The organism is Mycobacterium sp. NGS57 (genome assembly GCF_059812405.1).
In genome coordinates, this window is the sequence record NZ_JCALCP010000007.1 from 94,827 (window position 1) to 116,814 (window position 21,988).

Here is a 21,988-nt window from a genome sequence, read left to right on the forward strand (position 1 = left end):
ACAGTTCGGCCGCGGCGCCTGACGCTACTGCGAAACGCCGGACGGGACAAGGACGCGGCACGCCCGGCCCGGAGGCGCGCCTATGCTGGCGTGGGCATGGGCCGTTCGGGGGTTGAGGAGCACACGATGACGGCTGCGAGGGCGCGCGCCGTGCGGTTCGATCGCTACGGGGACCGCGACGTGTTGTACGTGGCCGACGTCGACATGCCCTCGCCGGGGCCGGGCGAAGTCGTGGTCGAGGTCCGCGCCGCCGGGATCAACCCCGGCGAGGCCGCCATCCGAGCCGGCGCGATGCACGACATCTTCCCCGCCACCTTCCCCTCCGGGGAGGGCAGCGACCTGGCGGGTGTGGTGACGGTCGCCGGGCCCGGCGTCACCGAGTTCTCCGTCGGCGACGAGGTCCTGGGGTTCAGCTTCCGCCGCTCCAGCCACGCCACCCACACGGCGGTGCCCGTCGATCAACTGATTCGTAAGCCTCCCCAATTGCGTTGGGAGGTGGCGGGTTCGCTGTACGTCGTCGGGGCGACGGCGTACGCCGCCGTGCGCGCGGTCGCACCGCAGCCGGGCGAGACCGTCGCCGTGTCGGCCGCCGCCGGCGGGGTCGGCAGCCTCGTCGTGCAGCTGTTGGTCCTGCGCGCGGCGGTGGTGCTGGGCATCGCGGGGCCGGGCAACTCGGACTGGCTGCGCGCCCACGGCGTCACCCCGATCCCCTACGGCGACGGGCTGGCCGACCGGCTGCGGGCGGCGGCGCCCAACGGAATCGACGCGTTCATCGACCTCTTCGGCCCGGACTACGTCCAGCTCGCCGTGGACCTCGGCGTCGCGCCCGAGCGAATCGACACCATCATCTCGTTTGCGAAGGCCGGCGAGGTCGGCGCCAAGACCGAGGGCAGCGTGGACGCGTCGACACGCGACGTGCTCGCCGAGATGGCCGACCTGGTCGCCTCGGGCACCCTGGATTTCGAGGTCGCCGCGACGTATCCGCTCGACCGGGTCGCCGACGCGTTCGAAGAACTCGAGAAGCGACACACCCGCGGCAAAATCGCTCTGCTGCCGCACGTTTCGCGATGATTCAGAACGAGATCGCCGGTCCGATGACCCCGGCCTGCACGATCTTGATGATCACGAACGCGACGGCCACCACCAGGTAGCCGCGCAACGTCAACAGCCCAACCCGGCGGATCGGCGACATGGCGGGCCGGTCGAGCATGGCGAGGCCGGGTGTCTGCCAGCTCGCCCGGTCCTGCCGGCGGACGGCGCGGCGTTCGGCGCGCGTCAAAAGCGGGGTGTCGTCGAGCTCGTCGACCTGTTCGGGATCCAGGCCGCCGCCGAGCGTCCCCACGATGGCCTCTGCCTCACGCAGGTCGCGATGCCGCCGACCGACGATGATCGCGACCGCACCGCCGGCGATGCCCACCGCCGCACCGGCGGCGAGCCCGGCCTCGATGGTGACCGTGGACAGGCCCGGGAAGAACGTCGTCGCGGTCAGCGCCAGCGACAGCAGCACCAGACACCACACGATGGTCCACGCGAAGATGTTCTGCCGCACCGTGTTTACCCAGGGGCCGAGCACGGCGCGGTCGTTGCACAGCAGGACCAAAAACACGGTCGCCGAGGGCAACAGGACCCCGGCGAGCGCCTGCACGCCCTGGGTCACCAGGCCCAGGATGTGATCGGGGCTGAACGCCACCGCGGCCGACACCGCGAGCAACAGCGCGTAGCCACCGTAGAACAGCGGAGCCTCGCTGATCTTCCAGTGCAACGAGTGGCGCCTGCCCATCGCGTCGCCGATGGCGTAGGTGGTGGCCAGCCCGATGGCGTTGGCCCCGATCAGCGACGCGTCCAGCAGGATGACGGCGAACAGGATCCCGACCGTGCCGCCCAGATGCCTGGACAGGGCGGAGGCGACCGCGCCGGCATCGGTGAAGGCCCCGACGTCGGCGGTGCCGGCCAACCCGAAGGCCGTCACCGCCATCAGCGCCGCCGCCCCGGCGATGACCACGACGATCCCGATGATCAAATCGGCTCGCGCGTAAGGGATCCACCGCGCCGTGATGCGCTTGTCCACCACGTTGGACTGCTGGAAGAACAACTGCCACGGCGCCACCGTGGTGCCCACGATCGCGACGACCAGCAGCAGCACGGTGGAGTTGAGCCCGCCCGGGAACTGCGGCACCAACCCCGCGGCGCTTCGATTCAGGGCGGGATGCACCAGCAACACCATCGGGATGATCAGCACGTTGACCGCGATCAGCAGGAACATCAACGCTTCCCAGCGGCGAAACGAGCCCCCGGCCACCACGGCGAACAGCAACACCGCCGCGGCCGGGATCGCGACGATCCTGGGGCAGCCGAGGAAGCCGAGTGCCAGTGCCACGCCGATGAATTCGGTGACGATCGTCAGGGCGTTGAGGATCAACAGGTCCCCGACGCTGAAGGCGCCCCAGAACTTGCCGAAGCGCTCGAAGATCAGCCGCGCGTGGCCGACCCTGGTGACCGCGCCGAGCCGCAGCACCATTTCCTGGTTCACGTAAAGCACCGGGATCATCAACGCCAGCGCCCACAGCAGGCCCATCCCGTAGTTCTGCCCGGCCTGGGCGTAGGTCGCGACGCCGCCGGCGTCGTTGTCGCCGACCATCGCGATCAGGCCGGGCCCGGTGATGACCATCAGCGTCCGCAGTCGCCGCCAGCGGCCACCCGGCGCGCCGCCGGTGCCGTCCAGACGGATGCGCCCGAACGCGCCGACGATGTCGCCGGCGTGCGCGGAATCCAGCACGGCCTGGCCAGACGCGCGCGGCGTGGTGTCCGGTACCGAGGCCGTGCCGAGCGGCCGGGTCGAGCTCAAGGCCATCGAATTCTCCGTTATCTCAACGCAATCGAACGATTCACCGGTAGGTGCCCGCGCGGTCCGACGGATGCCCGCCGAGCGACGCGGTGACCACCGCGATCGGGGTCCGCGACACGTAGAGGTTGGCCCGCTCCTGCGGAGTCAGGGCGCTGCGGGCGTGCAGCTTGCCGGCGAGCAGCCGGCCCATCCGGCCCGGTCCGCTCGTGAGACCGGCAAAGCGTTGTGCAACAACAAAAGCCATGATCTTTCCCTTTCGGAGGGCCCGATCGGCTCGTGGCGTTCGGAACGCCCGCGTCGACTGAGCCCGGACTTGTCCGCCGGCCACGCGCGGGGCCGACGGGCGTCCAGGAAAGGTCAGGCGGCGAAAAGAAGGCCGGAACCGGATCGGGACAAGACGGAATTCGGATAAGAACTGTCGCCGGGACTCATCTCGCCCTCACCTCCTCACGGCCGGGACACACGCGGGTGTCGTCACATTCACCTGAACGGAAGAGGCACGAACAACCGGCGGGCCGCCGGTTGCACCCCTCTCGCCGGAGCTTCGGCACTGCACGGCGTATCCCGCTCGCTGAGAGCCGGAAGCCACTTGGGCTCAACCCTTGGGTCCGGGAAGAGCTGTCCTGACCCGGGGCGTCTCTCGACGTTCGGGGTCAGTGGCCTGTATCCGTGCAGACGCCTCACCTACCGAGGTGCTTGCACGACCATCTTGCCCCGCGGCCTGGTGGTCGTCAAACTCTCGGGGCCTACCCTCGACGTCATGGCCAACAGTTTGCAGGAGCCGAACGTCGCTTCGGTGCTCGACCGGATGTACGCCGAAACCAAGGATCAGATGTCGAAGTTGCGTGAGCGCCACGGCGATTTCGACCGCCCGATGAGCGCGCAGGAGCGCGCCGAGGCCATGAGCGAGTTCTACATCCCGGTGACGCCGGAGGCCGGCCGCCTGCTCTATGCGCTGGTGCGCGCCACCCGGCCGGCCACGGTCGTCGAATTCGGGATGTCCTTCGGCATCTCGGCCGTGCACCTGGCGTCGGCGGTGCGCGACAACGGCACCGGGCGGGTGGTGACCACCGAGCTCAGCAACACCAAGATCGCGGCGGCCAGGCAGACCTTCGCCGAGACCGGTTTGGCCGACGAGATCACCATTCTCGAGGGGGACGCCCTGACCACGCTGGCCGACCTGGAAAGGCCCGTCGAATTCGTCCTGCTCGACGGCTGGAAGGATCTCTACCTGCCGGTGCTCGAGCTGCTCGAACCGCGGCTGGCTACGGGCGCGCTGGTGGTGGCCGACAACGCCAATGCCGCCGACACCCGGCCCTATCTCGACCGCGTGCGCAACCCGGCCAACGGGTACGTGAGCTTCAACTTCAACGTCCGGGACGCCGACAGCATGGAAATCAGCTGCCGCACCGGCAATTAGGTGTTTATCTCAAAGATTCCTCGAGCCACGGTGTCAGCCACTTCACCCCTTCCGGCGTGAGGTGCACGCCGTCGCTGCGCACCTTGATGCCGTCGACCTTGGCGGTGTAAACGCCGTCGGGGCACAGCTTTTTGTTCAAATCGAGGATTTGGACGCCTCGATGGTGGGCAACGGTCTTGCGCAGCATCGTGTTCCAGAGATTGACCCGGTCGGGTTGATCCTCGGGATACAAGCGCCCGTCCGGCTTTTCGCCGCCGCGGCTGTAGGGCACGGTGGCCACCATCACGCGAACACCGGTGGAGCCCACGATGTTCAGCGCCCGCTCGAGTTCGCCGTTGAGATACGCGTCGAACGTCGGGTCGCCGATGTGGGTCCACTGCCCCTCGTTGACCCGGTCGACGGTCTCCCAGCGGCCGATGATCAACAGCGCGACATCCGGTTGGTCCTGGGCGATCTGCGCCGACCACCTAATCGGCCAGCCGTCGCATTCCGGCCGCTGTTCGAGCGTTTGCCCGATGTACCGATAGGGGGTGCCGCGCACCAGGCTGCAGCCGATGACGGTGTGGTCGAGGAACGCGAACCCCGGTGTCGGCGGCAGGTAGTGCATCCACGTCCACCCGATCGAATCGCCGAATACCGAAACCGTGAAGGGCCGGTGGGGATCGCGCGGCGCCGGACGTCCGCCCCCGGGCGGTGAGGGAGACACCGCGGCGACTGCCGACACGCCCGGCGGCAGGCCCGGTTCGCGCAGACCCGGCCCGGTGCCCACCGGAATCACCAGCAGCGTCACCGCGGCGGCGCTGGCCACCGCGGCCGCGGCCAGCGGCAACAGGGGCACCCGCACCGGCCGCCAGCGGCGGATCGGTTGTTCGATCAGCCACCACGACGCGGCGGCAACCGCCACGGTGGCGGCGCAGCGGGCCGCGAACAGCGGCAGCCCGGACCATCCGGTGCGTTCGCCGTTGAGGGCCAAGAAGATTGGCCAGTGCCACAGATAGACGCCGTAGGAGACGGTGCCCAGTCCCACCAGGGGCGGCAGGGCAAGGACGCGGGCGACGGCCCCGCGCTGTTCCAGTGCCACGGGGGCGATCACGAGGACGGACGCGATGGCGACCCCGATCAGCAGGCCGTGGCGAAACTCGCCCGCGGCGCCCGTCGCATAGTGCGTCGCCGCCGCCAGACCCGCCAGGCCGAGCAGCGGCAGGAGGCGGGCGACGCGCCGCGCCCAGCGGGACCCGATCAGGCACCAGCCGCGGTTCATCGACGGCCAATCCCGCACCAGCAGCGCCGCCGCCGCCGAGCCGACCAGCAACGCCTGCGCGCGGGTGTCGGTGCCGAAATAGATCCGGTCCCGCGTGCTGTCGGAGGCCAGGGCGATGGCGGCCGCCGCCGAGGCCAGCGCACCCAGGGTGGCGATCACGAACGTGGCGAACCGCACCCCGCCCACGGTGGCCCGGCGGAAGTAACGCCGGGCCCGCGCGGCCAACAGCAGGGTCACCGCGATCAGCAGGACCGGCCAGATGAAGTAGTACTGCTCCTCCACTCCGAGCGACCACGTGTGCTGCAGCGGCGACGGCGGGGCGCCCTGGGTGAAGTAGTCCGTCTTTTGGGCCACGAACCGCCAGTTGGCCACCCATAGGAACGCGGCGATCGCGTCGTCGCGCAATCCGCCCAGCGACTGGCTGGGCAGCAGCGCGCGGGCCGCGCCCACGGTGAGCACCATCAACAGCAGCGCAGGCAGCAGCCGTCGCGCCCGCCGGATCCAAAAGCCGGTCAGCTCAATGCGACCGGTGCGCCGGAGCTCGTCGAGGAGCAGCGAGGTGATGAGGAACCCGCTGAGGACGAAGAAGACGTCGACGCCGATGAAGCCGCCGCCCACGCCGGGGATGCCGCCATGCCCGACGAGCACCAGCGCGACGGCGATCGCGCGTATTCCGTCCAGCGCGGGAATGCCGCTGCGCCGTTCGGGTTGGTCCCAGATCCCGAGCCGGCCGACGCGGCGCACCGGGGCAACCCATCGAGGTCGCCGGGCAGCACGCGCCGGGGCGGGGTGCCTCCCGCCCGGCTCAGAGTCCTCCGCTAGCGCGCCCTGACCACCTCGTCCGGCGCCAAAGTTGCTGCCGATACGTCGCTGCCCCTCCTCTTGATCGCAGCAAGCCTAGTTGCGACGCAGCCGGATTCGGCAGACGACACGCGGGGCTCATGCGGGACTCACCGGGACTCGAAGTGGCGCCGGATGCCCGCCAGCATCTCGTGGTGCGCCTTGACGGCCTCGCGCGCCGTCACCGGCGCCAACGGGCGCGGCGCGGCGATCCGGATCCACTCGGTGATGCGGGTGCCGCCGCCTATCGGGGTGAAGCTGACCGTGCCGCGCAGGCGCACCCCCGGTGACTGATCAGCCTCGGTCATCACGGTCAGCACGTCGCCGTCGGTTCGGACCTGCAGGCGCGCGCGGTAGGTGATCCGGATGGTGAATGGCCCCAACGGGATCCGGTCCACCACGCGATAGCGCTGCAGGTAGCCCTCCGGCGTCTCGGTGCGCGACGTGGCCTGCACCGACACGATCAGCGGGTGGACCATTTTGATGTTGTCCAGATCGACATAGAAATCGCGGACGTCGTCCGGTGGCGCCGGCACGTCCTCGGACAGCGTGTGCTCGGATCGCGCGACCAACCAGCTCATGGGAAAACCTCCGCGACAATATCGTTCGTGCGCCACCAGATCAGCGCGGCGAACAACGCCACAGCGACGATGGTCACCGCGGCTTGCACCGCGTTGCGCCGTTGGACCGGCGGGTAGACATAGGCCGCGGCCACCACGGCGCCGGTGGCGAGCCCCCCGATGTGCGCCTGCCAGCTGATCGGCCGCGCGCCCGCCGCCGGGGCGCCGAAGGTGAACATCAGGTTGACCACGATGACCACCCCGACGCCGCGGACGTCGAGGGCGAGGCGCCTCGCCACCACGAACGTCGCGGCGAAAAGACCGAAAATTGCACCCGACGCGCCCGCGGTTGCGGCGCTGAGCGGCGACAGCAGATAGACCAACACCGAGCCACCGAGCCCGCTCAACGCGTACAGCGCCCCGAATCGCAGTCGGCCCAGCCACATCTCGAGCGGTGGACCCACGACGTACAGCGCCCACATGTTCAGCAGCAAATGCACGGCGCCGTAGTGGACGAACGCCGAGGTGGCCAGTCGATACAGCTGGCCGTCGGCGACGGCCGGCGGCCACAGGGCCAGCTGCTCTTCCAGGCCTCCCGCTGCCAGCTGCGCGACGAAAACCGCGACGTCGAACGCGATCAGCGCGTAGGTGACCACCGGAGGGCCCGAGCGCTGCCGCCCGCCGAGGCGGGTGCGCGGCCGCCGAATCGTCCGCGCGCCGGCCCGGACGCATTCCACACACTGGTGGCCGACCGCGGCGGCGCGCATGCAGTCCGGACAGATGTACCGCTCACATCGATTGCAGCGCAGGTGAGTTTGGCGATCGGGATGCCGGTAGCAGGTGGGCCCCTCGGCCGGCGAATCCGGCCGGCCGGCCGCGCCCGGTGCACTCATCGCACCATTCTCGCCGTGTCGCCGGCCCTTCGGTGTTTTCAGCGGTGTTTCCGCGCGCCGAAGCGGTGCCCTACTGTGTTTTTCGTGAGGTCGCGGTGTGACTGACGCCGGCGCCGGCGTGGTGGAGCGCTACCTTGGGTGTCTGGCCGCGCACGATTGGGACGGCCTGGCCACGACCATCGCCGAGGACGGCTTTACCCGGCAAGGCCCGTTCTGCGACGCCGTCGAGGGCAAACAGCGCTACGTCGCCTACCTGCGCAAGGTGATCACCAACCTCGAGCGCCACCGGTTGGACGTGACCCGCGTGTCGCACGTGGACGATCGCCTGTCCTACGTCGAGTTGACCGAGTCGTTTTTCATCGACGGCGCCGTCGCCGCGTGGCCGGAATGCCTCGTGTTCGAGCGCAGCGCGGACGGCCTGATCTCTCGCGTCAGCGTGTTCTTCAAGCAGCCGGGCGGAGACCGCGCTTAGCGCGGCGGCGAGGCCTATTCCCTCACCCCTGCAATTGACCTAACGTGTCATGGATGGAGGCGGACGGAACACCGGAGTCGGTGGCGGTCGAGAAATTGCACTCGGGCGACCCGATCACCGATTGTGGTCAGCGGTACATAGTTCTCGAAGCGAAAACCGTCAGCGACAGCTGCGTGGTTCTCGAACTCGAGTCCAGGGTTGACCACCAGTTACAGGTCATCGAGAAGTCTTTTCCGGCCGGCTATCACGTCGGCAGGGCGAATCACCGGATTTTATAGCCCGTATTCCGCGAACCCACAGCGTGCGCGCGTGGCCGGTCGACGGCTACCGCGCATTCGTGTTTTCCGGCCCGCCCTCGTAATGCCTTGCCCGCCAACGTGTTCGGCAGCCATCACACGCGACCGTGTCGCTTCCGGCCGCAACCGGTGCCCGCACCGGCGCCGGGCCCGTCCGGCCACGCCCGTCGAACAGGTTTGGCCCGCCGCGAACCCGGTAATCTGTGTGCCAGGAAGCGATTGCACCCCCTGGTAAGCGAGTCTCGACGCGCCGCACTCGTAGGTGTGACCGCGCGGCCGCCCACCCAGAGAGGTATGTGGACAGGCCCCGAACACGGCAGGATCATTGGGCGCGGGAGTCGAAGGGTGGTGGAGTGAAGGTTCCGGGCGTGGCCAGTGTCGTCGCTGGCGTGACCGGCGGAGCCGCCCAGTTGGTGCGAGCCGGCGTCGCCACCGCGGCGGGTGCCGCGGAGGCCGTTCAGACGTTCACCAACCCCGTCGTCGAGCTGGCCGGCCCGGTGGTCCAGTCGATGGCGCACACGACCGGCCGCGCGATCGGCGTGGGCACCGCGCCCGACCCCTCCCGTAACGGCGTCCCGCCGCCGGTGCGCTGGCAGAGCGGGAACCGGCTGCATCTGGACCTCGATCCGCTGCTGCCGTTCCCCGACTGGCACGAGCATGCCGCGGTGGTGGAGGAACCGGTCCGCAGGATCGCGGGGGTGGCCTCGGCGCACGTCGAGGGAGCCCTGGGCCGGCTGGTGCTCGAGCTCGACGCCGACGCCGACACCGATCATGTGCTGGACGAAGTGCGCGAAACGGTCTGCAACGTGGCCACCGACCTGGCGTCGACGGGCCCGAAGCCGGCGGTCCGGACCGCGCCGTTCGCCGACCCCGGCAATCCCCTGGCGATCGTGGTGCCGTTCACCGCGGCGGCGATGGACGTCGCGGCGATCGGCGCCGCGGTCACCGGCTGGTTGGGCCGGCTGCCCGTCGCGCCCCGCAGCGCCCGCGCCGCGGCGGCCCTGCTCAATCACCAGCCGCGGGTGGTGGCCGTCCTGGAGTCGCGGCTGGGCCGCGTCGGCACCGACATCGCGCTCAGCGCGTCGACGGCCCTGGCCAACGGGCTGACCCACGCCGTGGGCACCCCGCTGCTGGACCTCGCGCAGCGGGGCCTGCAGATCTCCGAGGCGTCGGCGCATCGCCAGCGCTGGCGGGAACGGGAGCCGGAGCTGGCCACGCCCAAGCGCCCGCAGGCCCCGGTGGTGCCGGTCATCTCGTCGGCCGGGCCGAATTCGCACGCCCCGCGGCACAACTGGGCCGCGGCGGCCGCGGGCGAGGTCTCCCACGTCATGGTCGGCGGGGCGATCGACGCCGCGATCGACACCGCGAAGGGGTCGATGGCCGGCCCGGTCGAGGAGTACACGGACCAGGCCGCCAACGCGTCGCTGGTGGCGGCGGCGGGGGCGCTGCTGGCCGGCGGCGGCACCGAGGATGCGGCGGGGGCGCTGCTGGCCGGCGTGCCGCGCGCCGCGCACGCGGGCCGTCAGTCGTTCGCCGCGGTCCTGGGCCGCGGGCTGGCCAACGACGGGCAGCTGATCCTCGACCCGGGCGCGCTGCGCCGGCTGGATCGGGTGAAGGTGGTCGTCATCGACGGGGCCGCGCTGCGCGGCGACGCCCGCGCCGTGCTCGAGGCGCGCGGCGATATCCCCGGCTGGGACGAGGACCGGGTCTATGAGGTCGCCGACGCGCTGCTGCACGGCGAGGAGGCACCCGAGCCCGACCCCGACGAGTTGCCGGCCACCGGCGCGCGGCTGCGCTGGGTGCGGGCGCAGGGGCCGTCGGCGGCGCCGGCGCAGGGGCTCGAACGCGCCGACCTCGTGGTCGACGGGGAACGCGTCGGCGGCGTCGACGTGGGATGGGAGGTCGACCCGTTCGCGATCCCGCTGCTGCAGACCGCGCACCGGACCGGGGCCCGGGTGGTGCTGCGGCACGTCGCCGGGACCCAGGACCTCACCGCCAGCGTCGCCGTGAGTCATCCGGCCGGCACGCCACTGCTGCAATTGGTCCGCGACCTGCGAACCGATCGCGGGCCGGTGCTGCTGATCACCGCCCTGCACCGGGATTTCGCGTCGACCGACACGTTGGCGGCGCTGGCCATCGCCGACGTCGGGGTGGCCCTGGACGACCCGCAGGCCGCGACGCCGTGGACCGCCGACATCATCACCGGCACCGACCTTGCAGCCGCGGTGCGGATCCTGTCGGCGCTGCCGGTGGCCCGGGAGGCCACCGAGTCGTCGGTGCGCCTGGCCAAGGGCGGCAGCACGCTGGCCGGCCTGTTGCTGGTGACCGGAGGCGACCCCCGCTCGGTCAACCCCCTGGCGATCCAGCGCTGGCTCAACCCGGTCAACGCGGCCGCCGCGGCGGCCCTGGTGGCGGGCGCCTTTTCGGCCAGCAGGGTCCTGCGGTTGTCCGATCCCACGCCCCAACCGCTGACCGCGTGGCACGCCCTGGACCCCGAGATCGTCTATTCGCGCCTGACCGGCCGCACCCGGCCCCTGGCCGTCGAGCCCGGTGTCGCGCCCTGGCGGCAGGTCCTCGACGACCTGTCCTACAACCCGCTCGTCGCGCCGCTGCGCGGACCGGCGGCCCGGGCGGGGCGCTTGCTGGTGGCCACCCGCGCAGAGCTCGCCGACCCGCTCACCCCGATCCTGGCGGTAGGGGCGGCGGCGTCGGCGATCGTCGGCAGCAACATCGACGCGCTGTTGGTCGCGGGCGTGATGACCGCCAACGCCATCGCCGGTGGGGTGCAACGGCTGCGGGCCGAGGCGGCGGTCGCCGAATTGTTCGCCGAGCAGGACCAGCACGCGCGCCGCGTGGTGCTGCCCACCGTGGCGACGGCACACCGGAGGCTGGAGGCCGCCCGTTCCACCGAACGAACGGTCACCGTGAGCGCGAAGTCGCTGCGCCCCGGCGACATCATCGACCTGGCGGCCCCGGAAGTGGTGCCGGCGGACGCGCGCCTGCTGGTGGCCGAGGACCTGGAGGTCGACGAATCGTTCCTCACCGGTGAGTCGCTGCCGGTGGACAAGCAGGTCGAGCCCGTCGCCGTCGCCGATTCGGATCGGGCCAGCATGCTGTTCGAGGGCAGCACCATCGTCGCGGGGCGGGCGCGGGCGATCGTCGTGGCCACCGGGGCGGGAACCGCTGCGCAGCGGGCGATTTCGGCGATCGCCGACGTGGAGTCGGCCGCCGGGGTGCAGGCGCGGCTGCGGGAATTGACCGGAAAGGTGTTGCCGCTGACGCTGGCCGGTGGCGCGGCGGTTGCCGGTCTGGCGTTGGCGCACCGCAGCACGCTGCGCCAGGCCGTCGCCGACGGCGTCGCGATCGCCGTCGCGGCCGTCCCGGAGGGCCTGCCGCTGGTGGCCACCCTGGCCCAACTCGCCGCCGCCCAGCGGTTGTCGCGGCAGGGGGCGTTGGTCCGCACGCCGCGGGCGGTCGAGGCCCTCGGCCGCGTTCAGACGGTGTGTTTCGACAAGACCGGCACCCTCACCGAAAATCGGCTGCGGCTGGTGCGCAGCGTGCCGCACACCACGAACGCGGACGACCCCTTCCTCGACGGCACCGACCCGCGAGCCGTCGGGGTGTTGCGGGCCGCCGCCCGCGCCTGCACCCAGCCGCACAACGGGCAGGGACACGCGCACGCAACCGACGAAGCCATCCTCACCGCAGCGAATTCCCTGAACGGCCAAGGCGATTCGGACTGGACGGTGCTCGCGGAGGTGCCGTTCGAGTCCAGCCGGGGCTACTCCGCCTCGATCGGCACGGTGGCGGCAGGCACGGCGGCCGATGGGGCCGCGCCGATGCTGATGGTCAAGGGCGCTCCCGAGGAGATCCTGCCGCGCTGCCGCTTCGCCGACTCCGCCGCCGATCGGCAACGTGCCGAGTCGCTGGTGTTGCGCCTTGCCGAACAGGGCCTGCGCGTGCTCGCCGTGGCGCAGCGCCGCTGGGAGCACGGGACCACCGAGGAGGACACCGACGCCGACGAGGTCGACGCCGCCGCGCACGACCTGGAGTTGATCGGCTACGTCGGCCTGGCCGACACCGCCCGGGCGTCGGCGCGGCCGCTGATCGAGGCGCTGGTGGAATCGGGTCGCAGGGTGGTGCTGATCACCGGCGACCACCCGGTGACCGCGCGGGCGATCGCGCGACAACTGGGCCTGCCCTCGGACGCCCGCGAGGTGAGCGGCGCCGAACTCGCCGCCCTCGACGAGGACGACCGGGCCCGCCTCGCCGCCGACGTCCAGGTGTTCGCCCGGGTCAGCCCAGAGCAGAAGGTCCAGATCGTCGCCGCGCTGCAGCGCGGCGGCCAAGCGGTCGCGATGGTCGGCGACGGGGCCAACGACGCCGCCGCGATCCGGTTGGCCGACGTCGGGATCGGGGTGAGCGGTCGCGGGTCGTCGGCCGCGCGCGGCGCCGCCGACATCGTCCTGACCGACGACGACCTCGGCGTGCTGCTCGACGCCCTGGTCGAGGGCCGCGGCATGTGGGGTGGTGTGCGCGACGCGGTGAGCATTCTGGTCGGCGGCAACGTCGGCGAGGTGCTCTTCACCATCATCGGGACCGCGCTGGGCACCGGCCGCGCGCCGGTGGGCACCCGCCAACTGCTGTTGGTGAACCTGCTCACCGACATGTTTCCGGCGCTCGCGGTCGCCGTCACGCCGCAGTACCCGCAGCCCGAGGAGGACGCCGAAGCCGAGGCCGATCTCGACGCCGAGGAGTTGCAGCGGGCCTTTCAGCTCGCGGCACTGTCCGAACCCCCGCCCTCGCTCGACGCGCCGCTCATGCGCCAGATCGTCACCCGCGGCGCCGTCACGGCCGCGGGCGCGACCGCGGCGTGGGCGATCGGGCGCTGGACGCCGGGCACCGAACGCCGCACCGCGACAATGGGTCTCACCGCGCTGGTGACCACGCAGCTCGCGCAGACCCTGCTGACCCGCCGGCACAGCCCCCTCGTCATCGGCACGGCGCTGGGCAGCGCGGGCGTCCTGGTCGCCATCGTCCAAACACCCGGCGTCAGCCAATTCTTCGGGTGCACGCCGCTGGGCCCGGTCGCCTGGGCCGGCGTAATCGGTTCGACGGCGGGCGCCACCGCCGTGTCGGTGTTGGCGCCCAACTGGCTGGCCGGCCGGGTCGCCGCACTGGAACCCAACGAGGACGGAACGCCCGGCGGCTGATGAGCCGGACAAGGCCGCCCACGGAGACCCTCAGGTCGGCAACGCCTTGCGCACGACCTTGCCCGCCGGGTTCCGCGGAATGGCATCCACGAAGTTGATCTCGCGCGGCTGTTCGAAGCGGGACACCTTGCCCTTCAAGTAGTCCCGCAGCGTCGCCGGGTCGATGCGGCCGCCCGGGCGGCGGACCACGAAGGCGACCAGTCGCTGACCGAACCGCTCGTCGGGGACTCCGATGACCGCGCTGTCGGCGACGTCGGGGTGCTCGGCGAGCGCGTTCTCGACCGCGCGCGGGTAGACGTTCTCGCCGCCGGAGATGATCATGTCGTCCTCGCGCCCGACGATGAACAGCCGCCCCGCATTGTCGAGGTAGCCCATGTCTCCCGTGCTCGTCATGCCGTCGAGGACGGCCTTCGCCCCGCCGTCGGTGTAGCCCTCGCCTGCCAGTTCGCCGCCGACGAAGATGCGTCCGGTGACGCGCGGCCCGACGGGCCGGCCGTTCTTGCCGAAGATGCGCACCGGGCAGCCGGCGACCGGCTTGCCGACGGTCTCGGGAGCCTCCCGCAGGTCGGCCGGCGTCGCGAGCGCGCCGATGCCGACTTCGGTTGAGCCGTAACCGTTGTAGAGCACGTCGCCGTAGGAATCCATGAACCGTTGCCCCAGCGCGGGATCGAGCCGGTCGCCACTGGACAGCGCCACCCGCAGGTAGGGCAACGGGTTTCGGGCCCGCACCCGCCGCGGCAGGTCGAGGATGCGCGCCAGCACGACCGGGACCGCGGTGAAGGCGTCGGCGCGGTGCAGCGACGCCTGCGCGAGCGCGGCCTCGGCGTCGAAGTGGCGGTGCGTCAGCACGGTGCCGCCGAGGGCCACCGTCAGCATCAGCATGCCCAGGCCCAGCCCGTGAAACATAGGCATTGCCACCGAGATTCGCGATCCGGTGCGCAACCCGGTGCGATCCAGGATCGTCACCCAGACGCCGACCGCCGAACGCAGCTGCGGAGTGCGCGGCACCCCCTTGGGCTTGCCGGTCGTGCCCGATGTCAGCAGCACGATCCGCCCGGGCGCGGCCACCGCCGGTCTGGCGGGCCGCCCCCGCTCGTCGCGCGCACCGACGGTCGCCGGGTCGACGAGGGCGACCGACGCTGCGGCGCCAGTCGCGGCGCGCACGCGTTCGGCGAACTCCGCGTCGGCGATCATCGTCGTGATCCGGTGTGCGTCCAGCGCCGCGCCCAGCGCGTCGTCGCGGAAATCCGTGTTGACCAGCACGACGTCGGCGCCGGCCAGCGCGGCCGCGAAGAACGCCGCGAGGAAGCCGCGCCCGTTGCGGCACATGACGCCCACCGCGCCGCCGCCCGGCAATTCCGGCAATTCAGTGGCGAGCGATTCGGTTTCCGCACGCAGCTCGCGGTAGGTCAGCGCACCGTCGTCGTCGACGATCGCGGTCCGGTGGGGCCACCGGGCCGCCGCGACCGCCAACAGGGTGTAGGGGTTCGTGCCGCCGCGCCGCGCCTCGTTGACGAGCCGCACCCCGGCGATCGGCGAAGGTGGGCTGAGCAGCCCCGACCGCAGCAGCGCCCTGGCCGCGGTGGCGGCCACGCCGTCCCCGGACACCAGGACGGTCATCGCCGCGCCTCGTCGGGGCGGGAGAAGAACCGCCGATACCAGAGCCGGGCCGCGCGATCGGCGGGACCGGCCAGCAGCACCGAGGCCAGTTCGGCGGGCCACACCCAGGGTGGCTCGCTGGTGCGGGGCCGCTCGATGACGGCCTTGGCGATCGCGTCGGCGGCCTCGTCCGGGGACAGGCCGGGAAGGCGGCCCAGGATCGGCGTGGGCGCGATCATCCGGGTGCGCACCAGCGCGAAATAGACCGACGTGACGTCGACCCCGTCGGCGTGCAATTCCGGTGCCACGCTGCGCAACCAGCGATCGAAAGCGCCTTTGGACGCTTGGTAGGCGCCCCACTGCGGGCCGGGCACGACCCGCACCCCGACGCTCGAGACGTTCACGATGTGCCCGCCACCGCGCTCGCGCATTCCCGGCAGCAGCCCCAGCAGCAGCCAGATCGGTCCCAGATAGTTGATGTCGATGGTGCGCTGGAAGTCATGCGGGCGGTCGTACTGGTGATGCAGCGACCGGCGCAACGACTTTCCGGCGTTGCTCACCACGATGTCGAGCGGTCCGTGGTTCTCGCTGATCTGCTTCGTCAGCTCGCTGACGGCCGACTCGTCGGACAGGTCGGTCGGATAGGCGACGGCCCGGCCCCCGCCGGCGTTGATGGCCGCCGCGACGTCCTCGAGCCGGTCCGCCGACCGGGCGACCACCAGCACCGTCGCCCCCGCGGCGGCCATCTTGCGGGCGGTCGCCTCGCCGATGCCGTAGGACGCGCCGGTCACCAACACGGTCTTGCCGGAGACGGCGCCGCGCAGCCGGTCGGGATCGGTGACCCGCGCGGGGTTGGCCAATCGGTCGGTGGCCGCCCGAACGGCCCTCGAGAAGGGCTGGGTTATCGCGTTCACGTTCACTGCCGCAATCATTCCGAATGGCACGCCGGGGGACGCGGCTCCTGGCTTGACCGCGCGCCTCGACTCGGACCACAGCTAGCGAAACACACCGACCGCGGCGCGCTCGCGGGGGGCCATAGCACCCAAGCGATCTCGGATGATCCGCATCCGCGGACCCAGCGCCGCGAAAGCTCAAAAAATTGCCAGAAAAATAACTGTTTAGTCAACGGTGCACAAGGGCACAATTGCGGCATGATCGCACGTCACCTCGCCCGTTATCTTGGTCCCGCTGTTGTCGCGGCGTCGGGGGTCAGCGCCTCGATCCTCGCGCCCACCATCCCCACCGCCTCCGCCCAGTGTCCCGACGCGCAAGTGGTATTCGCGCGCGGCACCGGTGAAGACCCCGGCCCCGGCCCGACGGGCCAGGCATTCATCGACAACCTGCGCGGGCGCATCGGCGGCAAGTCGCTCGACACCTATGCGGTCAACTACCCCGCCAGCAACGACTGGGACACCGGCCTGGAGGGCATCCGCGACGCCGGCGCGCACGTCGTCTCCATGGCGCACGACTGCCCCAACACCCAGATGGTGCTCGGCGGCTACTCGCAGGGCGCGGCCGTGATGGGCTTCGTCACGTCGGCCGCCGTGCCGGACGGCATCGACCCCGCGACGGTGCCCAAACCGATGGCGGCAGACGTTGCCGACCACGTCGCCTCGGTCGTGCTCTTCGGCATGCCCAACGTCCGGGCGATGAACTTCCTCAACGAACCGCCGGTCGCGATCGGCCCGCTGTACCAGTCGAAGACGATCAAGGTGTGCGCCCCCGAAGACCCGGTCTGCTCCGACGGGATGAACTTCGCCGCCCACGACACCTACGCGTCCGGCGGCGAGATGATCGAAAAGGGAGCGGCTTTCGCGGCCGCCCGCCTCAACGGCAACCCCGCCGCCGCTCCCGTCGGGACTCCCGGGGGCTTCGGCAGCTGATCAGCCTTTGGGCGCCCGGCCGGCGCCCGCGGTGATCGCCTCGTTGAAAACGGGATAGATCTCGTCGTACGCGCCGTCGCGTTCGGCGAACCGGAATCCCTTGACGCGCTCGACGAGGATCTCGTCGGCGTCGGGCTGCCGCTGCAGCAGCGTCATCGTCTCGTTGATGTAGGCATCCAGGGGCATGGCGTCGGCGTGGAAGCCCCGCTCGCCCTGCAGCGCGGTCTGCACCTGCGGCGGGACGATCTCGATCACCCGGACGGCCGTCCCGCGCAGCTGGAAACGCAGCGACTGGGTGTAGGAATGCAGCGCGGCCTTGGTGGCGCAGTACGTCGGCGTGAGCGCGCTGGGCAGGAACGCCAGCCCCGACGTGACGTTGAGGATCGCCGCCCGCGGCTTCTTCAGCAGCGACGGCAACAGCGCCGCGGTGAGCCGGATCGGGCCCAGCAGGTTGATCGCCACCGTCTGCTCCGCCGTGCTCGGGCCGCTGGTGGTGAGGTCCTCGACGCGCTGGATGCCGGCGTTGTTGACGACGACGTTGAGGTCCGGGAAATGGTCGGTCACCTCGGTGGCGAAGCGGCGGATGTCGGCCGGATCGCCCTGATCCAACGATAGGGTCTGAATGCCCGGGTTCGCCTCGGCCACGGCCTGCAGCGGCTCCCGGCGCCGCCCCGCGATGACGACCGTGTTGCCCAGGCGGTGCAACGACTCGGCCAGGCCGCGGCCGATTCCGGTGCCGCCTCCGGTGACCAGCACCGTGTTGCCCGTCATCTGCATGGCCGCTCTCCTTCGGATTCCACTGCGCCGGCCCTCGACCGACGTAGCGGATGCCCCGATGCGCGACCGGCTAACCACCCATCTTCGCGCGGCAGCAGCCCGCGGCGGGAGATGCGGTTATGCCGGGCGGTTGTGCAGCCGGCGGGGGTCGATGCCCGCGCGCCGCCACGCCCGGGCCGCCCACGGCATGTAGATGACCGTCAGAGGCAGCCGGTTGATGAGCGGGTTGAGCGCGCGCATCGCCGCGGCGAACCGCTGGAATCGCCTCTCCTTCTTGGCATTCCAGTCCAGCTGGCACACCTCGCGCATCTGTGGCGGCAGGGTCCCGACCAGGACCAGGCGGGTGTAGGCGTTGAGCGGCGCCGACAGCACCCGCCACAGCGGCCGGGGAATCCGGCGCGGGCCCGGGATCCCTTTGCGGATGTAGCCGGTGCCGTACAGGACCGTCTTGTGGGGCACGAACCGCTCGAGCATCTCCTCCCAGTAGGCGACGAACTCGTCGTACGTCTGCGGTTGCCCGCGGTCGCTGACGCCGTAGAGGGCGTACCACACCTTGCCCTCGTAGAAGATCTGCTCCTTTTCCTCGCGCGACAAGCGGCGGATGAACGTATCGGTGTTGTAGATGACCTGGTCGACGAAGGTGGCGTGCGCCCAGTAGAACAACTCCGGATTGAGCGCGTGATACCGCGAGCCGTCGCTGATCGTGCCTTTGATCGGCTTGTGGAAGTCGCGGACCTTGCGGCCCCACTCGTGCGGGTCGTCGGAGTACACGGTCTTCATCAGGGGCGGGGCGGTGCGCCTGGCCCGGCCCAGCGTGTCGCTGAAGACGACCGAGTGATCCAGCACGCCCTGGGCGAGCTGCTCGATGCAGTTCTCGACGCCCGCCGTGCGCTGGAACCCGAAGAACTGGGTGCGGTGATCGCCGTAGAACTTCCACGTCAGCGACTCGGGCCCGAGCCGGGGGGCGGCGTCGTTCTCGTCGAGCGGCATCGGCTCGGCCTCGCGGACCCCGCTGTCGAAGCGGGCACCCGCGGACGTCCCGTGCTGGGCGGTCATTGCCGAACTCCTCGTGAGCCTGTGCACCAGAGACACAAACTAGTATCTTTGTGTCAAAGCCTACCAACCCGTCGTCTGAGCCCGCAAAAGCAGGGGGACCATGCCCACGGAGGTCACTGCGGTCACCGATCTCGAGCGCACCATCCTCGATACCGCGCGGGCGGTCTTCGAGACCTACGGCGTGCGCCGCGCGAACATCGAGGACGTCGCCGCCCGTGCCGGGGTCAGCCGCAGCACGATCTATCGGCGGTTTCCGAGCAAGGACGATCTGCTCGAGCATGTGGTACGGCGCGAGGCCGAGCTCTTCTTCGGCACGCTCGACCGGGCCACCGCGGGCTGCACCCCGCAGCAGGCGGTGATCGAGGCGTTCGCGCTCGGGGTGCGCCTGGTTCAAGACTCGCCGCTGTATTCGCGGATCGTCGAAAGCGAGCCCGAGCTGCTGGGCATGTTCTCGCGATCGCACGTCTTCCCGATCCGGCGGTTCGCCGACGGGATCGCCCATACCCTTCGGCGCTGCGGGACCGACATCCCCGAGCCGGACCTGGCCAACATCGCCGACATCCTGCTGCGCGTCGCGCTGGGCATCATCGTGTTCCCCACCGACCGGCTGGACACCTCGGATCCCGCGGCGGTGCGCGACTACGCCGCTCGCTACCTGGTCCCGATCGTCGGCCGCTGAGGGTTCGTCTTGTCGGTCCCCTGATCTAGCCTGATAGCCGTGTCTGGGTTTCCAGGGGCGCGACGAACGCGGTATGCCAGTTGCGGCGACACGGACATCGCCTATCAGGTGTTCGGCGAGGGGCCGATAGACCTGGTCCTGCTGCCCGGGCCGTCGATTCCGATCGACTCGGTCGACGCCGAGCCGTCGATGTACCGCTTCCACCGACGGCTGGCGTCGTTCGCGCGGGTCATCAGGCTGGACCAGCGCGGGATCGGGCTGTCGTCGCGCGTTCCCTCGGTGGACGTGATCGGGCCCGAGTTCTGGGCCAAGGACGTCGTCGCGGTCATGAATGCCGTCGGGTGCGAGCGGGCGACGGTGGTGGCGCCGAGCTTCACCTCGATGACCGGGCTCGTGCTGGCGGCCGAGCATCCCGACCGGGTCAGCAGCCTTGTCGTCATCAACGGCGCGGCCCGCACCATGTACGCGCCCGACTACCCGATGGGCGCGCACGTCGACACCGTCGACCCGTACACCACCGTCGCGGTCGATCCCGACGCCGTCGATCAAGGCTTCGACATGCTCGGCATCATCGCGCCCAGCGTCGCCCGCGACGACGCGTTCCGCACCTGGTGGGACGCGGCCGGCAACCGCGCCGCCTCGCCCAGCATGGCCCGCGCGATGATTTTGGCGGTCCGCAACTGCGACGTGCGCCACGCGCTGCCGCGCATCACCGCGCCGACGCTGATCCTGCACCGGGCCGGCTCCAGCTTCACCCCCGTCGCACACGGCCAATACCTCGCCGAGCAGATCCCTGGAGCGCGGCTGGTCGAACTACCCGGCGAGGACACCCTGTACTGGGTCGGCAACACCGGTCCGATGCTGGACGAGATCGAAGAGTTCATCACCGGCATGCGCGGCGGCTCGGACGCCGAACGGCTGCTCACCACGATCGTGTTCACCGACATCGTCGGCTCCACCGAGCGGGCCGCGCTGCTCGGCGACCACCGCTGGCGCGACCTGCTGGACAACCACGACACCATCATTCGCCACGAGCTGCAGCGCTACGGCGGGCGTGAAGTCAACACGGCCGGTGACGGATTCGTCGCCACGTTCTCCAGCCCCAGCGCGGCGCTCGCCTGCGCCGACGACATCGTCGACGCGGTGCGGGTGCTGGGCATCGAGGTGCGGGTGGGCATCCACGCGGGCGAGGTGGAGGTGCGCGGCGCGGCGAAAAGCGACGTCGCCGGGATGGCCGTCCACATCGGCGCGCGGGTGGCGGCGCTGGCCGGGCCCAGCGAGGTGCTGGTGTCCTCGACGGTGCGTGACATCGTCACCGGCTCGCGGCACCGGTTCGCCGATCGCGGCGAGAGCGCGCTCAAGGGGGTGCCGGGCGAGTGGCGCCTGTGCGCCCTGGTCCGCGAGCGCGCGGTGGCCAGGCGGTAAGAAGGTGTCTATGACCTCTTCTACGAGCGATGTGCATGTCTGGCTGCCGCCCGCGCTGCGACGAGCGATGGAGCTGCTCGCCGACCCGCCCGCGGACCCCGACGTCAGCAAGGGCTACCTGGACCTGCTCGGCGCATCGGCCGGGGACGACGCCGTCGAGAAGAACACCGGCCCGATCCAGGCGGCGTGGGCCTCGCCGATCGGGTCGATGCTGTACGACAACGCCCAGGCCCTGTCGCGCCGGCTGCTCAGCGCATGGCGGTTGCCCATCGAGTGGTTACACATCCCGCCGGGTGGCGTGGCGCTGGACGTCGGCTCGGGTCCCGGCAACGTCACCGCGTCGCTGGCCCGCGCGGCCGGCCCTGGGGCGCTGGCCCTCGGCGTCGACATCTCCGAGCCCATGCTGGCCCGCGCCGTGCGCAGCGAAGCGGGGCCGCAGGTCGGCTTCATCCGGGCCGACGCGCAGCGACTTCCCCTGCGCGACAACACCGTCGACGCGGCGGTCTCGCTGGCCGTTCTGCAACTGATCCCGAATCCGGCTACCACCCTTGCCGAGATCGCCCGGGTGTTGCGGCCCGGGGGACGGCTCGCGGTCATGGTCCCCACCGCCGGCCGCGCCGCGCGGTTTTGGCAGCTGCTGCCCAACGCCGGAGCGCGCGCGTTCGACGACGACGAGATCGGCGACATCCTGGAAAGCAACGGCTTCGCCAGCGTGCGGGTCAAAAATGTCGGCACGTTCCAGTGGGTGCGCGGCAAAAAGGGCTGAGTC

General features: G+C 70.9%; 18 protein-coding genes and 1 riboswitch. Of the genes, 9 read left to right on the plus strand and 9 right to left on the minus strand.

All coding sequences use genetic code 11. The features are described from left to right. Positions 1 to 126 precede the first annotated feature (126 nt). A complete protein-coding gene (locus AC5Y43_RS14840) occupies positions 127 to 1,071 on the plus strand; it encodes an NADP-dependent oxidoreductase (RefSeq protein ID WP_499973619.1) in 945 nt (314 codons plus the stop codon). A 1-nt stretch (position 1,072) separates the two neighbouring features. Here AC5Y43_RS14840 and AC5Y43_RS14845 read toward each other — a convergent pair whose 3' ends face one another. Together AC5Y43_RS14845 and AC5Y43_RS14850 are read right to left on the minus strand one after the other, a co-directional pair. Beyond that, complete coding sequence (locus AC5Y43_RS14845; RefSeq protein WP_499973620.1) at positions 1,073 to 2,851, minus strand: NRAMP family divalent metal transporter; 1,779 nt, start codon at positions 2,849 to 2,851, stop codon at positions 1,073 to 1,075. A 34-nt stretch (positions 2,852 to 2,885) separates the two neighbouring features. Continuing rightward, positions 2,886 to 3,089, minus strand: a complete 204-nt coding sequence (locus tag AC5Y43_RS14850) for a hypothetical protein (RefSeq protein ID WP_499974047.1) — start codon at positions 3,087 to 3,089, stop codon at positions 2,886 to 2,888. Positions 3,090 to 3,366: 277 nt separating this feature from the next. After that, positions 3,367 to 3,544: riboswitch (M-box (ykoK) riboswitch) on the minus strand. Between the two features lie 61 nt (positions 3,545 to 3,605). On the opposite strand from AC5Y43_RS14850, the gene AC5Y43_RS14855 reads away from it, so the two are divergent. Continuing rightward, positions 3,606 to 4,265 carry an O-methyltransferase gene (locus AC5Y43_RS14855; RefSeq protein WP_499973621.1) on the plus strand — a complete coding sequence of 220 codons (660 nt, stop codon included), beginning with the start codon at positions 3,606 to 3,608 and terminating at the stop codon, positions 4,263 to 4,265. A 4-nt stretch (positions 4,266 to 4,269) separates the two neighbouring features. Here the strand turns inward: AC5Y43_RS14855 and AC5Y43_RS14860 are convergent, their stop codons facing one another. The 3 genes from AC5Y43_RS14860 to AC5Y43_RS14870 all read right to left on the minus strand — a co-directional run bounded on the left by AC5Y43_RS14860 (position 4,270) and on the right by AC5Y43_RS14870 (position 7,819). After that, a complete protein-coding gene (locus AC5Y43_RS14860) occupies positions 4,270 to 6,270 on the minus strand; it encodes an acyltransferase family protein (protein ID WP_499973623.1) in 2,001 nt (666 codons plus the stop codon). A 206-nt stretch (positions 6,271 to 6,476) separates the two neighbouring features. Continuing rightward, positions 6,477 to 6,947, minus strand: coding sequence for an SRPBCC family protein (locus AC5Y43_RS14865; protein ID WP_499973625.1), 471 nt, complete (start codon positions 6,945 to 6,947; stop codon positions 6,477 to 6,479). Continuing rightward, entirely contained in the window at positions 6,944 to 7,819 is an 876-nt protein-coding gene (locus AC5Y43_RS14870; RefSeq protein ID WP_499973627.1) for a rhomboid family intramembrane serine protease, read from the minus strand. Before AC5Y43_RS14870 ends, AC5Y43_RS14865 begins: the two co-directional genes overlap by 4 nt. Positions 7,820 to 7,916: 97 nt before the next feature. On the opposite strand from AC5Y43_RS14870, the gene AC5Y43_RS14875 reads away from it, so the two are divergent. From AC5Y43_RS14875 to AC5Y43_RS14885, 3 genes are all read left to right on the plus strand, one after another. Next, positions 7,917 to 8,291 carry a nuclear transport factor 2 family protein gene (locus tag AC5Y43_RS14875; protein WP_499973628.1) on the plus strand — a complete coding sequence of 125 codons (375 nt, stop codon included), beginning with the start codon at positions 7,917 to 7,919 and terminating at the stop codon, positions 8,289 to 8,291. Positions 8,292 to 8,344: 53 nt separating this feature from the next. Then, positions 8,345 to 8,569: a hypothetical protein gene (locus AC5Y43_RS14880; protein ID WP_499973629.1), complete on the plus strand. Its 225-nt coding sequence runs from the start codon at positions 8,345 to 8,347 to the stop codon at positions 8,567 to 8,569. A gap of 371 nt (positions 8,570 to 8,940) precedes the next feature. Then, on the plus strand, positions 8,941 to 13,800 hold the full coding sequence (locus AC5Y43_RS14885) for a cation-translocating P-type ATPase (protein WP_499973631.1): 4,860 nt from the start codon (positions 8,941 to 8,943) through the stop codon (positions 13,798 to 13,800). Positions 13,801 to 13,830: 30 nt separating this feature from the next. Here the strand turns inward: AC5Y43_RS14885 and AC5Y43_RS14890 are convergent, their stop codons facing one another. Continuing rightward, the gene (locus AC5Y43_RS14890) at positions 13,831 to 15,420 is read right to left on the minus strand and encodes an AMP-binding protein (protein WP_499973633.1); all 1,590 of its coding nucleotides are present in this window, start codon (positions 15,418 to 15,420) and stop codon (positions 13,831 to 13,833) included. After that, complete coding sequence (locus tag AC5Y43_RS14895) at positions 15,417 to 16,331, minus strand: SDR family NAD(P)-dependent oxidoreductase (protein WP_499974022.1); 915 nt, start codon at positions 16,329 to 16,331, stop codon at positions 15,417 to 15,419. The genes AC5Y43_RS14890 and AC5Y43_RS14895 overlap by 4 nt, the downstream gene beginning before the upstream one ends. A 219-nt stretch (positions 16,332 to 16,550) precedes the next feature. Here AC5Y43_RS14895 and AC5Y43_RS14900 point away from each other — a divergent pair, with 219 nt between their 5' ends. Further along, positions 16,551 to 17,282: a cutinase family protein gene (locus AC5Y43_RS14900; RefSeq protein ID WP_499973635.1), complete on the plus strand. Its 732-nt coding sequence runs from the start codon at positions 16,551 to 16,553 to the stop codon at positions 17,280 to 17,282. On the opposite strand, the gene AC5Y43_RS14905 is transcribed toward AC5Y43_RS14900, so the two are convergent. Further along, on the minus strand, positions 17,283 to 18,059 hold the full coding sequence (locus AC5Y43_RS14905; RefSeq protein ID WP_499973636.1) for an SDR family oxidoreductase: 777 nt from the start codon (positions 18,057 to 18,059) through the stop codon (positions 17,283 to 17,285). It lies immediately after the preceding gene. A gap of 117 nt (positions 18,060 to 18,176) precedes the next feature. After that, positions 18,177 to 19,115 carry an oxygenase MpaB family protein gene (locus AC5Y43_RS14910; RefSeq protein WP_499973638.1) on the minus strand — a complete coding sequence of 313 codons (939 nt, stop codon included), beginning with the start codon at positions 19,113 to 19,115 and terminating at the stop codon, positions 18,177 to 18,179. Positions 19,116 to 19,215: 100 nt separating this feature from the next. Here AC5Y43_RS14910 and AC5Y43_RS14915 point away from each other — a divergent pair, with 100 nt between their 5' ends. The 3 genes from AC5Y43_RS14915 to AC5Y43_RS14925 are packed head-to-tail and all read left to right on the plus strand — an operon-like array spanning position 19,216 to position 21,985. Then, a complete protein-coding gene (locus AC5Y43_RS14915) occupies positions 19,216 to 19,794 on the plus strand; it encodes a TetR/AcrR family transcriptional regulator (protein WP_499973639.1) in 579 nt (192 codons plus the stop codon). 39 nt (positions 19,795 to 19,833) lie between these two features. Continuing rightward, the gene (gene lipJ, locus AC5Y43_RS14920; RefSeq protein ID WP_499973641.1) at positions 19,834 to 21,219 is read left to right on the plus strand and encodes a bifunctional lipase/adenylate cyclase LipJ; all 1,386 of its coding nucleotides are present in this window, start codon (positions 19,834 to 19,836) and stop codon (positions 21,217 to 21,219) included. 10 nt (positions 21,220 to 21,229) lie between these two features. Further along, entirely contained in the window at positions 21,230 to 21,985 is a 756-nt protein-coding gene (locus tag AC5Y43_RS14925; protein ID WP_499973642.1) for a class I SAM-dependent methyltransferase, read from the plus strand. Positions 21,986 to 21,988 lie beyond the last annotated feature (3 nt).

Coding starts and splice junctions, on each gene's coding strand:
- AC5Y43_RS14840 (WP_499973619.1), top strand. CDS start 127: ATGACGGCTGCGAGGGCGCGCGCCGTGCGGTTCGATCGCTACGGGGAC.
- AC5Y43_RS14845 (WP_499973620.1), bottom strand. CDS start 2,851: ATGGCCTTGAGCTCGACCCGGCCGCTCGGCACGGCCTCGGTACCGGAC.
- AC5Y43_RS14850 (WP_499974047.1), bottom strand. CDS start 3,089: ATGGCTTTTGTTGTTGCACAACGCTTTGCCGGTCTCACGAGCGGACCG.
- AC5Y43_RS14855 (WP_499973621.1), top strand. CDS start 3,606: ATGGCCAACAGTTTGCAGGAGCCGAACGTCGCTTCGGTGCTCGACCGG.
- AC5Y43_RS14865 (WP_499973625.1), bottom strand. CDS start 6,947: ATGAGCTGGTTGGTCGCGCGATCCGAGCACACGCTGTCCGAGGACGTG.
- AC5Y43_RS14870 (WP_499973627.1), bottom strand. CDS start 7,819: ATGAGTGCACCGGGCGCGGCCGGCCGGCCGGATTCGCCGGCCGAGGGG.
- AC5Y43_RS14880 (WP_499973629.1), top strand. CDS start 8,345: ATGGAGGCGGACGGAACACCGGAGTCGGTGGCGGTCGAGAAATTGCAC.
- AC5Y43_RS14890 (WP_499973633.1), bottom strand. CDS start 15,420: ATGACCGTCCTGGTGTCCGGGGACGGCGTGGCCGCCACCGCGGCCAGG.
- AC5Y43_RS14895 (WP_499974022.1), bottom strand. CDS start 16,331: ATGATTGCGGCAGTGAACGTGAACGCGATAACCCAGCCCTTCTCGAGG.
- AC5Y43_RS14900 (WP_499973635.1), top strand. CDS start 16,551: ATGATCGCACGTCACCTCGCCCGTTATCTTGGTCCCGCTGTTGTCGCG.
- AC5Y43_RS14905 (WP_499973636.1), bottom strand. CDS start 18,059: ATGCAGATGACGGGCAACACGGTGCTGGTCACCGGAGGCGGCACCGGA.
- AC5Y43_RS14910 (WP_499973638.1), bottom strand. CDS start 19,115: ATGACCGCCCAGCACGGGACGTCCGCGGGTGCCCGCTTCGACAGCGGG.
- AC5Y43_RS14915 (WP_499973639.1), top strand. CDS start 19,216: ATGCCCACGGAGGTCACTGCGGTCACCGATCTCGAGCGCACCATCCTC.
- AC5Y43_RS14925 (WP_499973642.1), top strand. CDS start 21,230: ATGACCTCTTCTACGAGCGATGTGCATGTCTGGCTGCCGCCCGCGCTG.